Below are 12942 nucleotides of genomic sequence, written 5' to 3' on the forward strand. Positions count from 1 at the left end.
CTCATTCACCTTCTTCAACAAAAATCATAAATGGTCCTTTACCTATATTAATATTCTTGCGTTTTTCAAGTGTTTTTTCTTCATACAAAGAAAGTGTCCCGCTGTCATAGCCGGCTGAAAGAATCGTTTTTCCAAGTACGGCAATGGCGAATGGATTGGCCGGCGCGTCCGTTTGCGCCGCCAATTTTCTTTCGGGATCAAAAGCAAACAGCTTATTCGATCCATGGCTCGCGGCATACATAAACCCGCTTTTTGAAGCAAAAGCAATGGGCATGACCGGTGCATCTGCTGTTCCAGTTAATGAACCAGTTTCAAGTGAATAGACACGAATGGTTTCACCGGCACGAGCCCCAACCCCATGGCCGCCAACCCACAGCTCGTTTTTTTCTTTATTTACAGCTAAGCCAGTCGAAGACGTTGGGATGGCAAATTCCCGGGTAATGCGGTGTGTGTGTACATCCAATTCTGATAGTACCGTATCCCGGTAATTAATAATATACAATTTCCCTTTATATTCAAGCATGGTCATCGGGTAATGCCCCGTTCGTGTTTTTTGTGTTTCCCGGCCTTCGCTATTTAAAAAATGGACCGCTCCGTCTTCCTTTACTGAAAGCGCCACTTCATTTGTTTCTTTAACATAAGCCGCACCTGTCACTCCTTTTGGCACTTCCCACTCCGCAAGCTCTTTGCCCGTCTCAACCGAGTAAAGCCTGGCATGAGTAAGTTCTGTGCCGTACAAAAGCATTTTATCGTCAAACAGAAGACTGCCTGTGTATGGTTCGTCAAACGCCCACTCAGCAAGTATGGTCCCGTCGGGTGAGATAAAGGTTATGCCCGGCTCTTTAATGGTTAAAACAGCGGCAAACTTATCTGCATGAACCGGCTCAAATGCTGCGCGGCCGCAGCCGGCAAGCAGCAAAAGCATGACCAGTATAATACTCTTCACTTTTATGCGCCTCCCTGCTTTTCCTTTCATTATAGGGATTGGGTGTGAAATAAGTGTGAAGATTATTCGAAAAAGACGGCTGAAGCCGTCTCATGCTGCTTCAAGCCGCCCATACTGCTTTTTGTACTGGCCGCGGAAATACAAAGCAGTTACCGTTATATTAAACAGGGCAAATCCAATTAAAACAGCGGCATTCTGCCACATAAATGTATAATCGCCACTTGAAATAACGGCTCTAAACGCATTGATCGAATAAGCCATTGGCAAAAAGCTGGTCAAGTGCTGCAGTGCTTTCGGAATAAGCTCGAGCGGGAACGTTCCGCCGCTTGCTGTCAGCTGGCTGATCAAAATCAGCACTGCTACAAAACGGCCTGGATTGCCGAGGATCGTGGCCAGCATTTGAATGAGCGTCATAAAAGCAGCGCTCGCGATAAACGCCAATATAAAAAAGCGCGGTACGCTTTGCACATGCAAATGAAGCACACCGAGCAAAAAGATCGATGCAGCTGCTGCCTGACACGCACCGACAAGCAGAAAGATACCAAGCTTTCCACGAAACCAGGCAAGTCCGCTTTTCGGCTGCTCCGGCGTCTCTTTGAGCGGGAAAATAATCGTCAGCATAATCGCGCCAACAAACAAGCCGAGTGACAGCATATAAGGCGCCATGCCTGTTCCGTAGTTTGGCACTTTGTGTAAGGACTCTTTTTCTACCTGCACCGGTTCTGCCATCATATTATACGTATCATCATCAGCTTTCATATCTCCTGCTTCACCCGCTGCTTTTGACAATTCCGCCTCCAATTTTTTTGTTCCTTGTTCCAGATCAGCAGATCCTTTGGCGAGCTCCGCAGAACCATCAGCCAGCTTCCCTGCCCCGTCAGATAACTGATGGGACCCGCCGGCAAGCTCCGATAATCCAGTTGAGAGGTCACCCGCTCCTTTTGCCAGTGTATCGGCTCCTGATTTCGCTTCGGCTGTTTTTTCGGTCATCGTGTTTAATCCGGTTACGAGTGTCCCGCTGCCTGATTGAATATTTTTCGCGCCTTCATTTAGTGCAGCGGCTCCCGACTGGAGGTTCCCAAGACCCGCCTGCAGCTGCTGCTGGCCTTTTTGTATCTCTCCAAGTCCAGCCGATAATTCATCCAGCTTGCCAGGCATCGTCTGTGAAACTGATTTATTTAATTCCCGTGCTCCTGATCCAATCTGGCTGCTTCCACTTTGCAGCTCATCAACCCCCGCTGAAATGCCTTCATTCAACTTTTCCTGCTGCGCAGCCATTTTTGTTTGCATAGTAGCAATCTGTTCTTCCGTCATCACCTGTGATAACACCGGCAGCAGCTCATCCATTTGGGCTTTTTGCGCTGCACTGATTTGACTTTTCAACTTTGCTTCAAATTGATCCATGCCAGCGTTTAATTCATCTGCGCCTGAAGCAAGAGAAGCGGCTCCATCCGCCAGGGCTGGAACCTGTTCGCGAAATTGGTCTACGCCGCTTTTTGCAGCAGTGGTTCCGTCTATCAGCTTCGGCATACTGTCATTTGCTGATGCAAGACCGTCTTTAAGAGAAGCCGACCCGGCAGCAAGCTGATCGATGCCCGCCTGCAGATTCTGTCCTCCGTCTGCAAGCTTTGCCTGTCCGTCTGTAAGCTGACTAAGGCCGCTGGAAAGAGAAGCCGCTCCGCTTGCGACCTGCTTCGACCCTTCCGTTGCTTTGTCTACTCCCGAAGCAAACGAAACCGAATTATTCGCAAGATCGGCCAGATTTTTTTTCAATTCACTCGTCCCTTTTGTTATGTTCAGCGCGCCTTCGTCAAGCTTTTCGGCTCCTTTTCCAGCTTCTGTATAACCGTCTCCCATTTTCTTAACAGCGTCAAACATCGACTTTGCGTACGTTTTTGTGACGTCCTTTTGAATAGATGCCCGAATTTCTTTCATCGCAGACTGGCCAATTTGCGAGGAAACAAAATTGTAGCTTTCATTTGGCGTATAAATTAATTCAAGCTTTTCCGGTTTTGCATCCATTAACGTCGTAGCGTTTTGAGAGAAGTTTTCAGGTATTTCGATCATCATATAATATTCCTGCTGTTTTAAACCGTCGAGTGCTTCTTTTTTGGTGACGATGTGGAAATCAAAATCATTGCTTTTTTGGAGCTCTTTTTCGAGACCATCCCCAATATGAAGGCTTTCTCCTTCGTAATCCGCTCCCTTATCGTTATTGACAACTGCAACCGGCAGCTGATCCAAATGTCCGTATGGGTCCCAAAATGCCCATAAAAAAATACCGGAATACAAAAGTGGAATCAGCATAATGGCAATGATCGAAATGCGCAGCATTCGATTTTGGCCGATTTCTTTTATTTCTTTCCAAAACATATGATTACCTCCGTATTGACCAAATCGTTCATTTGGTCATTTTATTTCAAAAAGAAAGCCCCTTACCGGGACAATCCTTTAAATATAAACAGCTCAAACAGTTTAGCAATTTCTTCTTTTGACAGCGTGCGGCCGCGCCGCTCCCAGTCCGCTACGAGCGTAACATAAAGCTTCAGCATCACAAAAGCCGCTATCTCAGGATCCGTCTGCTCAATTTCATTTTTCTCCATCGCTTCTTTCGCTTTAGCGGCAATATAAGCGACAATGGCATCTTCCATTTTTTTTAATGCCTCGGCTGCTGCGGGTGTTCCCATTTCCTTTTCTTCCTGGAACAGCTTGATCGCAAGTTGATGCTTTGTGCGGAAAACAAGCATTTCAAACAGCGCCAGATGAACATTTTCCTGAAAGGAATGTGCCGGGTCAATGACGGCTTCTGCCGCTTCTTTCATTTCTTCGATCAATGTCACCCAAATATCTTGAAATAATTCATCTTTGTTTTTAAAAAAGGTATAAATAGTGCCTTTGCCGACATTGGCCAGTTTCGCCACCTGATCCATTGTGGTGGCCTTGTAGCCAAACATTGTAAACGATTTTGTTGCGGCTTCAATAACATCTTTTTTCCGTCCCGACGCCACTTCTCCACCTCTTTTTGACCAAAATAACAATTTGGTCATTTAGTTCTGATGCTTATTTTATGCTTCTCGTCTTTTCTTGTCAATAAAAAATCCCACCGAAGAACGGCGGGATAGATATTATAGTTTTCCTTCTTCCTTTAAGTGCTTCATAACTACAGCACCAAGCGCCTCAATAAATTCCGGACGGGCGTTCGGCATGGCTGGACGGTAGTATTCAGCACCAATTTCATCTGTAACAACCCGGCATTCATAGTCATTATCGTACAGCACTTCAAGATGATCCGCCACAAATCCGGCCGGCACATACATAAACGCTTTATAGCCGTTTTGCTTATATAAATCACGTGTTAAATCCTGAACATCCGGCCCAATCCATGGCTCCGGTGTATTGCCGGCACTTTGCCAGCCAACAGCATACTGCTCAACGCCCGCTGCGCCGGCAATTAAGTCGGCTGTTTCTTTCAGCTGCTGTGGATACGGATCACCCGCTGCAATGATTTTTTCCGGCAGGCTGTGCGCGGATACAATCAGTACAAAGTTCTTTCTTTCTTCCTCGCTCATCGTTTGAAGCGTCTCTTCAATTTGATCTGCCCAGTATTGAATAAATTTAGGCTCCTGATACCAGCTTTCAATTGACGTAATGGAAGGTCCGTTAATATTCGCTGACTCTTCAGCCGCCCGCTCATTATATGACTTCACACTAAACGTAGAAAAGTGCGGCGCCAATACGATTGAAACAGCTTCCTCAATGCCGTCCTGCTCCATTTGATGTACAGCATCTTCAATAAAAGGCTCGATGTGCTTTAAGCCAATATACAGCTTGAATTCGATTTCCTGCTGCATATTGTTTAAGAAATCTGTAAGCTTCTGCGCCTGCTCTTCGGTAATTTTAGCAAGCGGCGAAATACCGCCAATGGCTTCATAGCGGCTTCGCAAATCTTCCAGTGCTTCCTCTGACGGCTTGCGGCCGTGCCGGATATGCGTATAGTATCGTTCAATATCTTCTTCTTTATAAGGCGTTCCGTACGCCATCACAAGAAGGCCCATCTGTTTTTTAGTCATGCTGCTTCCACCTCGTTTGATTCATTGCTTCTTTTATCTAGTATGACATGAAAAAAAGATTCGTTAAAATAAATGGCTTATCGTGCTGTATATTCATGAACAAATGCCGTCAGACGCTTTAACGTATCCGGATTTACTTCCGGGAATACACCGTGCCCAAGATTGAAAATATGGCCCGGTGACGCCAGCCCCTGATCTAAAATCGCCTTCGTGCGCTCTTCAATGACTTCCCACGGAGCCAGTAAAATGGCAGGGTCCAGGTTCCCCTGCAATGTTTTAGTCAAGCCCATTTCCCTTGCTTCAGCGATTTGGGTGCGCCAGTCGAGTCCGACTACATCAAGCGGAAGGTCATGCCACTCTTTTGCTAAATGGCTCGCACCTACTCCAAACATAATCATCGGTACCCCTTCTGAACGAAGCTCGCTGAAAATCCGTTCCATCACCGGTTTAATAAACGTCCGGTAATCAGATACGTTTAGCGCACCTACCCACGAATCAAAAATCTGTATGGCTTTGGCGCCTGCTTTAACTTGGGAACGAACATATGTAATCGTCATGTCCGCCAGTTTATCCATAAGCGCGAACCATGCTTTTGGCTCCGCGTACATAAATGCTTTTGTTTTATTGTAGTTTTTGGATGGCCCGCCTTCGATCATATAACTGGCCAGCGTAAAAGGCGCACCGGCAAAACCAATTAACGGGACGTTCAACTGCTCTTCTGTCAGCAGCCGGATGGTCTCAAGCACATAAGGCACGTCGCTTTCCGGGTCGATCTCTCCAAGTTTTTCCACGTCTTGCAGCGAGCGGATCGGATTTGATATCACCGGGCCGATGCCAGATTTTATATCTACATCCACTCCAATAGACGGAAGCGGGGACATAATATCTTTATAAAGAATCGCTGCATCAACATCGTACTGCTCAACCGGCAGGCGTGTAACATACGCACAAATTTCCGGATGGTGTGTAATTTCAAACAGCGAATATTTTTCCTTCAGCTTCCGGTATTCCGGCTGTGAACGTCCTGCCTGGCGCATAAACCAGACAGGTGTATAGTCTGTTTTTTCTCCCCGTGCCGCTTTTAAAAATGTATCATTCAAATGCCTCATATGGATTGAGAGCCACCTTTCAACTATGACAGATTAGAATTACTATTATGTATTATAGCTTACAATATGGTACTTTTCACTAAAGAGGTGTACTGTTCGCAAATTTGCCAAAATAATGTGTGGAAATTGGAAAGAAGGGTACAAAAAAAGATATACTAGAACGTGAGGTGATTGGAGATGAATGTGTTTATTACAACCGGAACGTATGACTTTTTAAAAACCATCCAGAAAAAGCACAGTAAAGAAAATATTTTACTGATGGACGGTGCCCAGGGTGCGGCCCTTGTTCATGAAACAAGCGGCAAAACGGTTTTTTCAACCCCGCGCCGCTATGAAGTCGTGGATGCTTCTGGAGAACTGGTAAACCGCGGTTATGTTGTTTTAAACAATATCCCTGTAACGGACGAAGGCCGCCCTTTATTTGAACACCGCTTTAAAAACCGGGCAGGTGCGATTGAGAATCAGCCAGGATTTCTCTCAATTAGAGTTCTGCGCCCAATTAAATCAGATACGTACGTTATTTTTACACAATGGGAAGATTCGGCGTCGTTTGAAAATTGGAAATCCTCCCAGGCATTTAATGAAGCACACAAAAAGCGTGGTACCGAAGGCGGGCTTGATAAAAAGCCAAATATCTTTTCCGGTGAATCTTACGTAACAACCTTTACTATTCCAAACGAACAATAACAGCCAGGGGGTACCCCCTGGCTGTTACTATAGACAAAGTAAGAAAGCAGGCTGATTGAAAGCGGGCGTTTGCCGGCTGCCTGAGCCAGGGGTATCCCCTGGCTTCTTGCCGTTTTTATGCTTGAAGGCGGCGATTAAGCCGCTTGTTTAAGAAAAAAGCAATCAGCAGAAAAATTCCGCCGCCCAGCAGCCAGCCAGCTGCTACATCCGTTGCATAGTGGGCATGACCCGCTACCCGGCTGGCGCCTGCTAAAAAGGCAAGCAGCAGTGCAGCCGCATAAAAAGACGTGGTTTTTTTCACATATAAGCAAAGAAAGTAGGCCACAAACAAATAAAAAATAAGACCGATCATGGCATGGCCGCTGACAAAGCTGAACCCATCTTCTCCATGCGGAAAGGGCGGCCGCTCGCGGGCGACCCATTCTTTCAATGCTTTATTTAGTACATTTCCGAGCCCTACACCAATTAAAACGGCCGTCATACCTGCTATGTTTCGCTTCCAGAACAGAAACACAATAAGCAGAATAGCCCCTCCGCTTAAAACAGCTTGAGAGCCGAGCACGCTGAAATAGGCAAAAAAGGAATCTCCATCAAAAGCATCGAGCATGGCACGGTCGATGCCCGATGCCCAGCCGGAATCAAATCCCAACAATAAAACCGCAAATAAAATCAAACAAACTAAACTAATCCAGAGCAATCTCTACACCTCTGTATGTTTTTCAACAGTGTAGCATGACCAATGAACCAGTGCCATACAAAATCCTTTTTTAAAAGCGATTCATTTTTTTCAACCGACCTGGTGTGTATATCCAAACAAAGAAAAGCGTGAACGTAACAGACGCAGACAAAACAATAGCGCCTTCCAGCCATCCGCCTGAAAGAGCGGCAATGCCGAATACACCCGATTGAATCAGCAGTACACGCATCAACAAAAGCTGAAGTGCCCTTTGCTTTCCTTCTTCCCCTTGCGGATAAAGCTTCGGCCAGATCAGATAGCCGTGTTTGGCCCAAATAGGCAGTAATTGAAATCCGGTTAAGTACAAAAAGAGCAGCGCAGAAATGAGCTGAATCGGCAGCAGGCCACTTAAGGTGATAATCAATGCAGCGATCACAGTCAGCCGGACAAACAATCCAATATATTCATTCATCCGCACAAAGGTCCGGAAAAGCAGATACGTGTACGTGCCCTTTTCTGGTCCCGGCAGCAGGCCATCCAGCCAGGCACGGCGCTTTACCGTTCCACGCAAATGCGGCACATCTGTAAACATATTCGCCAGCCGGTAAAAAGCCGCCATTCTTTTTCCTTCAAGCTCAGCCAGCAGTTCCCATTTTAAAGGACGGTTTCCGAGCCGTCTTATATAAAACAGCCATAGCAGTCCAAGCAGCACAGCGGCACCGGCCCATACATACTTCGTTAAAAAAACAGCCGATAGAAAAGAGACGTTCAGCAGAAAACGAACTGCTATATCCATTGTTCGTGTTTGGCCTGTCAGCGTGTTTAACGCACGAAAACGACAAAATAAATTCCAGATCTTCGCGGCCAAAACAGCGCCTAAAAATACAAAAAAGTTTTCATATCCTGTTCCCGCGGCTTTTGCATACATCGGCATAGCAAATGCTAACAGCGCAATGAGTACATAGCTTTGTGCTGCAAAGCTCGTCCACACCGCTTTTTGAAAATAAGCTTTCAACTCACTTTCAAGCGGAAGCAGATACACTGTATCAGGCGGCTTTATATAGGTGTAAACGGGGCTCCAGGCAAGCACGGCACCGAGCACAGCCGCCATAATAAAAGGGGCCGGAAATGATTCATCAATGGTGCGTATCCAGCCGCTGTAATAATACAAAAGCGCCCCTAGCGCAAAAACGAGCACAAAAGCCAGATGATCATTAAACATATAACGTGTATACTTGCGGATTTCCGTATAATAAGCGGAAGCACGTTCTTTAAACAAATCGTTCGCTGAAAACTTCATAGTGCTGCTTCCTTCGTCAATTCTACATAAATATCATCCAGTGCAGCGCCCGGCATACTGAAATTACGACGCAGCTCTTCCATTGTGCCTTTCGCACGCACGTGCCCTTCATGTAAAATCACAAATCTGTCACAATACCTTTCCGCCGTCGCCAGGATGTGAGTGGACATTAAAATGCCCGCACCGCTTTTTTTCATGTTATCCATTAAATCGAGAAGCGAACGGATACCGAGCGGGTCAAGTCCTACAAACGGCTCGTCGATAATATAAAGCGCCGGCTCCGTTAAAAACGCGCCCATAATCATCACTTTCTGTTTCATTCCTTTTGAAAAGTGAGCCGGAAACCATTTCATCTTTGCATCCAGACGAAATTCTTTTAAAAGCGGGCCAATGCGTTTTTCATACTCTGCTTCTGATAAGCCATAAGCAGCGGCTGTTAACCGCATATGTTCCTCAAGTGTCAGCTCATCATAAAGCACCGGTGTTTCCGGTATAAATGAAAACTGGCGCCGGTACACGGATGGATTTTCTTCAAGAGTGCGCCCATTGATCGAAACGCTTCCTTTCGTCGGCTCCATTAAGCCAATAATATGCTTGATAGCTGTACTTTTACCGGCTCCGTTTAATCCGATCAGCCCGACAAGCTCGCCCTTGCCGACTTGAAATGAAACGTCGTGCAGTACTGGTTTCCGGGTATACCCTCCGGTAATATTTTCCACAGATAATAATGACATTCGAAAACGTCCTTTCTCCTCAAATCGTTACCCGTATCATATCAAAATTATCCCTTTTGCACATAGTTCCCTGCACCTGGAATGTATGCTACACTTTTCTTAGCCAATACATAAAAGGAGTGCTGAATCATGGACAACTGCATATTTTGTAAAATTATAAAAGGAGACATTCCGTCAGCAAAAGTATACGAAGACGAAAATGTCTATGCTTTTCTCGATATCAGCCAGGTAACAAAAGGCCATTCACTGGTGATCCCAAAAGCGCACCATGAAAATCTTTTCGAGCTTCATCCAGAAACAGCCGGCCCTTTCTTCGAATCGGTACAGAAAGTAGCGAAGGCCATTCAAGCTGCTTTCTCTCCTAAAGGGTTGAATTTATTAAACAACAACGGTGAAACAGCCGGACAGACGGTTTTCCATTACCATATGCACTTAATTCCACGTTACGGAACAGACGATGGCTTCCATCCTTCATTTAAAGAAAGTAATGGCCAGTACGATTTAGCGCAAATTGCTTCTTTGATCCATTCTCGCCTTTAAGAAGAAGCTGCTGACCTATGTTTGTCCGATTCTTTTTTCGGGAACGATAATTCATATATGTATGAATAGATACGAATAACATGACTAAAGAGGTGGAAAACATGAATAAGAAAGCCCTATTTGCAGGATTTGCAGCTGGACTTGCCGGCGGTGCGGCGGCAACGCTGTTGAATGCACCGGCAAGCGGACAGGAAACACGTAAAAATTTAAAAAACAAGCAAGTGTCCGCCAAGCTGGCTTCGATGGAAATCAAGGATAATGCCGGCCAGGTAAAAGAGTCCGTTAAGCGTCTTGTTCAAACAGCGAAACAGGAAGTGCCTGAAAAAGTAAATAGTTTAAAAACAAATGCGGCTCTTTGGAAAGAAAGTATTGAGCCAAATGTTAAAACACTTCAAAAAGAAATTTCCAATATTCAACATACCGTTGAAGACCTGCAGGAAACTCTGCCGCAGCCGCCGGGCTCAGGCAAATAAAATAAACGAAAAGGGAATTCCCTTTTCGTTTATTTTATTTTTCAGCTTATTCAAAAATTTTCGTTAATTTCCTCTTTCTATTTTTTTATTTTATTGGCATAATATAAAGCAATGAAATAATAGATTTGAGGTGGACGACATTCATAAAGCAAACGATTCTGCATCGACCCATCATTATACAATGAAAGAAGCATTTATGTTCAGCCAGCGGATGGCCCAGCTTTCAAAAGCGCTATGGAAAGCAGTCGAAAAAGACTGGCAGCGCTGGATTAAACCTTATGATTTAAATATTAACGAACACCATATTTTATGGATTGCTCATCATTTACAAGGGGCTTCTATCTCCGATGTGGCTAATTTCGGTGTTATGCATGTATCTACAGCGTTTAACTTCTCAAAAAAACTAGAAGAACGCGGTCTTTTGACGTTTTCTAAAAAAGAAGATGACAAACGAAATACATATATCGAAATTACGCCTGCCGGCCAAGAATTAATTTTTGATTTAATGGAGCAGTATGATCCTGAATCCAACCTCGTCTTCTCTGGTACTGCGCCGCTGCGTGAATTATTTGGAAAGTTCCCCGATATGGTTGAACTAATGGCGATTATTAGAAATATTTACGGGGATGATTTTATGAATATTTTCGAGACCTCTATTCACAATATCGAACGGGACTTCGATGAAGAAAACGGAGAGTTAAAGCGGGCTAAACGTTCACAGGCGTCCGAGTAAGCAGACTGCTGGCCGGATGCTTTTTAATGCGGGAAAAGCGGTTCGTTCTTTTTCTCCGGATCCGTTCAAACAAACAGTTCCCCGCTTTTTATCCTGATTGGTCCAGCCTGCCGCAGACGTCCTGGCCGGCCAATCTTAACACCCTGTTCTCTTTCAAAGCTGTTTCGCTTAAAGGAATCGTTTTTGATATGACCGTGTAAAAACCGCTGCCCGTCTATGCCAGCAAGGTTCTGCTTGAATTTCTTTCTGAGGAGCTTCGTCTTCTTCCCTCGATCATGCAATGATTAGGCATTAATGGAAGTACTGGTATCGAAATAAATGGATTCATAGAAGCATTATAAGCGGGTTCTATTTTCAATTTTTTCGACCTTTTGATATAGTTAAAGGTACAGAGCTTACAGAGGGGGCATCATATGGCGGCATTAATTATTACATTTATTCTTTTCTCCGTCTTTATTTTGTATCATATAAATCGAATGACAAACTTACTGTGTATTCAAAAGGAAATTCCGGAAGAGCGGCATGAAAAAATATTCCGGACCGTAAATATTTTAATGGTTATTTTACTTTGCTCTTCTTACATTGAAATATTATATGTATAGGCCTGTTCTTTTTCAGAAGACGGGTCTTTTCTTTTCCCAAGCCGGCAACTGTGTTATAGTTGTCTGTGGAATAGAGATTAAATGAACATTAGGGAGTTGTTTTTTGCATGAAGAAATGGGCATTGCCATTATCGCTTGCAGCAGGCGTGCTGGCGCTTTCCGGCTGTGGAAACAGTGAAGGAAACGTTATCGCTACATCAAAAGCTGGCGACGTAACGGACATGGAGCTTTACGCAGAAATGAAAGAAAAATACGGCCCGCAAATGGAACAGGCCCTGCAGGAACTAATGCAGAAAAAAGTTCTTTCCGACAAATATGAAGTAACGGATGAAGAGCTTGATAAAGAAGTGAAAACGGCAAAAGAACAGCTGGGCGACCAGTATGAAATGTTCTTGGCTCAATACGGACTTGATGAAGATGGCTTTAAAGAATTCCTAAAGCTCGAGCTTCTTCGTGAAAAAGCAGCGCTTGCCGATATAAAAGTAACGGATAAAGAAGTCAAAGAATATTACGATTCATGGCAGCCGGAAATTCAAGTCAGCCACATTCTTGTAGAAGATGAAGCCAAAGCAAAAGAAGTAAAGCAGAAATTGGCTGATGGCGGCGACTTTGCGGAACTTGCGAAAGAATATTCAACGGATACCGGATCTGCCGAAAATGGCGGCAGCCTTGGCTGGATCGACAATGCCGGCCGCGCGCAATTTGTACCTGAATTTACAAAAGCACTGAGCACTTTGAAAGTAAACCAAGTAAGTGAGCCGGTTAAATCAGATTACGGCTACCATATCATTAAAATTACGGATCAAAAAGAAAAAGCTTCATTTGAAAAAATGAAGAGCCAAATGACAGAAGAACTGAAAAAATCTAAAGTAGACTCTGCAGCGCTTCAAGAAAAGCTGGATAAAGTGATGAAAGACGCTGATGTAGAAGTGAAAGACGAAGACTTTAAAGGCGCTTTTGACACGGAAGACGCTACAACGACAGAGGAAACTCTTCCAACTGAAGAAGGAACCACAACAGAAGATACAACAAACAGCGATGCTGCTCAGACAGAAGAAGCAAAATAACAAAA

14 protein-coding genes are annotated in these 12942 nt (G+C 44.6%); 6 read left to right on the plus strand and 8 right to left on the minus strand.

Annotated elements, in window-relative coordinates:
- Nucleotide 1: 1 nt before the first annotated feature.
- The 5 genes from M3221_RS05915 to hemE all read right to left on the minus strand — a co-directional run bounded on the left by M3221_RS05915 (nt 2) and on the right by hemE (nt 6125).
- The gene (locus tag M3221_RS05915; RefSeq protein ID WP_251270569.1) at nt 2–946 is read right to left on the minus strand and encodes a YncE family protein; all 945 of its coding nucleotides are present in this window, start codon (nt 944–946) and stop codon (nt 2–4) included.
- 90 nt (nt 947–1036) lie between these two features.
- Nucleotides 1037–3319, minus strand: coding sequence for a YhgE/Pip domain-containing protein (locus tag M3221_RS05920; protein ID WP_251270570.1), 2283 nt, complete (start codon nt 3317–3319; stop codon nt 1037–1039).
- Nucleotides 3320–3381: 62 nt separating this feature from the next.
- Nucleotides 3382–3954: a TetR/AcrR family transcriptional regulator gene (locus tag M3221_RS05925; protein WP_251270631.1), complete on the minus strand. Its 573-nt coding sequence runs from the start codon at nt 3952–3954 to the stop codon at nt 3382–3384.
- A 117-nt stretch (nt 3955–4071) separates the two neighbouring features.
- Nucleotides 4072–5016 (minus strand): ferrochelatase, encoded by a 945-nt coding sequence (gene hemH / locus M3221_RS05930; RefSeq protein WP_251270571.1) that lies wholly within the window; start codon nt 5014–5016, stop codon nt 4072–4074.
- A 77-nt stretch (nt 5017–5093) separates the two neighbouring features.
- A complete protein-coding gene (gene hemE, locus M3221_RS05935; protein WP_251270572.1) occupies nt 5094–6125 on the minus strand; it encodes a uroporphyrinogen decarboxylase in 1032 nt (343 codons plus the stop codon).
- A 177-nt stretch (nt 6126–6302) separates the two neighbouring features.
- On the opposite strand from hemE, the gene M3221_RS05940 reads away from it, so the two are divergent.
- Nucleotides 6303–6812: an antibiotic biosynthesis monooxygenase family protein gene (locus M3221_RS05940; RefSeq protein WP_242232406.1), complete on the plus strand. Its 510-nt coding sequence runs from the start codon at nt 6303–6305 to the stop codon at nt 6810–6812.
- A gap of 115 nt (nt 6813–6927) precedes the next feature.
- Here the strand turns inward: M3221_RS05940 and M3221_RS05945 are convergent, their stop codons facing one another.
- The 3 genes from M3221_RS05945 to M3221_RS05955 all read right to left on the minus strand — a co-directional run bounded on the left by M3221_RS05945 (nt 6928) and on the right by M3221_RS05955 (nt 9522).
- Nucleotides 6928–7509: a phosphatase PAP2 family protein gene (locus tag M3221_RS05945; protein ID WP_251270573.1), complete on the minus strand. Its 582-nt coding sequence runs from the start codon at nt 7507–7509 to the stop codon at nt 6928–6930.
- Between the two features lie 70 nt (nt 7510–7579).
- Nucleotides 7580–8788 carry an ABC transporter permease gene (locus M3221_RS05950; protein WP_251270574.1) on the minus strand — a complete coding sequence of 403 codons (1209 nt, stop codon included), beginning with the start codon at nt 8786–8788 and terminating at the stop codon, nt 7580–7582.
- Complete coding sequence (locus tag M3221_RS05955) at nt 8785–9522, minus strand: ABC transporter ATP-binding protein (RefSeq protein ID WP_251270575.1); 738 nt, start codon at nt 9520–9522, stop codon at nt 8785–8787. Before M3221_RS05955 ends, M3221_RS05950 begins: the two co-directional genes overlap by 4 nt.
- Nucleotides 9523–9651: 129 nt before the next feature.
- On the opposite strand from M3221_RS05955, the gene M3221_RS05960 reads away from it, so the two are divergent.
- From M3221_RS05960 to M3221_RS05980, 5 genes are all read left to right on the plus strand, one after another.
- Nucleotides 9652–10062, plus strand: coding sequence for an HIT family protein (locus M3221_RS05960; protein WP_251270576.1), 411 nt, complete (start codon nt 9652–9654; stop codon nt 10060–10062).
- Between the two features lie 101 nt (nt 10063–10163).
- Nucleotides 10164–10535 (plus strand): YtxH domain-containing protein, encoded by a 372-nt coding sequence (locus M3221_RS05965; RefSeq protein ID WP_251270577.1) that lies wholly within the window; start codon nt 10164–10166, stop codon nt 10533–10535.
- Nucleotides 10536–10674: 139 nt separating this feature from the next.
- Nucleotides 10675–11268 carry an HTH-type transcriptional regulator Hpr gene (locus M3221_RS05970; protein WP_396120256.1) on the plus strand — a complete coding sequence of 198 codons (594 nt, stop codon included), beginning with the start codon at nt 10675–10677 and terminating at the stop codon, nt 11266–11268.
- Nucleotides 11269–11681: 413 nt separating this feature from the next.
- A complete protein-coding gene (locus tag M3221_RS05975) occupies nt 11682–11870 on the plus strand; it encodes a hypothetical protein (protein ID WP_242232413.1) in 189 nt (62 codons plus the stop codon).
- 107 nt (nt 11871–11977) lie between these two features.
- Nucleotides 11978–12937: a peptidylprolyl isomerase gene (locus M3221_RS05980; protein ID WP_251270578.1), complete on the plus strand. Its 960-nt coding sequence runs from the start codon at nt 11978–11980 to the stop codon at nt 12935–12937.
- Nucleotides 12938–12942: the final 5 nt, after the last annotated feature.

The organism is Domibacillus indicus (assembly GCF_023715895.1).
Classification (GTDB): Bacteria; Bacillota; Bacilli; order Bacillales; family Domibacillaceae; genus Domibacillus; species Domibacillus indicus_A.

Excerpts from the sequence above, each read along its gene's own strand:
- M3221_RS05920 (WP_251270570.1), bottom strand. The coding sequence starts at position 3,319 with ATGTTTTGGAAAGAAATAAAAGAAATCGGCCAAAATCGAATGCTGCGC.
- hemH (WP_251270571.1), bottom strand. The coding sequence starts at position 5,016 with ATGACTAAAAAACAGATGGGCCTTCTTGTGATGGCGTACGGAACGCCT.
- hemE (WP_251270572.1), bottom strand. The coding sequence starts at position 6,125 with ATGAGGCATTTGAATGATACATTTTTAAAAGCGGCACGGGGAGAAAAA.
- M3221_RS05940 (WP_242232406.1), top strand. The coding sequence starts at position 6,303 with ATGAATGTGTTTATTACAACCGGAACGTATGACTTTTTAAAAACCATC.
- M3221_RS05950 (WP_251270574.1), bottom strand. The coding sequence starts at position 8,788 with ATGAAGTTTTCAGCGAACGATTTGTTTAAAGAACGTGCTTCCGCTTAT.
- M3221_RS05955 (WP_251270575.1), bottom strand. The coding sequence starts at position 9,522 with ATGTCATTATTATCTGTGGAAAATATTACCGGAGGGTATACCCGGAAA.
- M3221_RS05960 (WP_251270576.1), top strand. The coding sequence starts at position 9,652 with ATGGACAACTGCATATTTTGTAAAATTATAAAAGGAGACATTCCGTCA.
- M3221_RS05965 (WP_251270577.1), top strand. The coding sequence starts at position 10,164 with ATGAATAAGAAAGCCCTATTTGCAGGATTTGCAGCTGGACTTGCCGGC.
- M3221_RS05975 (WP_242232413.1), top strand. The coding sequence starts at position 11,682 with ATGGCGGCATTAATTATTACATTTATTCTTTTCTCCGTCTTTATTTTG.
- M3221_RS05980 (WP_251270578.1), top strand. The coding sequence starts at position 11,978 with ATGAAGAAATGGGCATTGCCATTATCGCTTGCAGCAGGCGTGCTGGCG.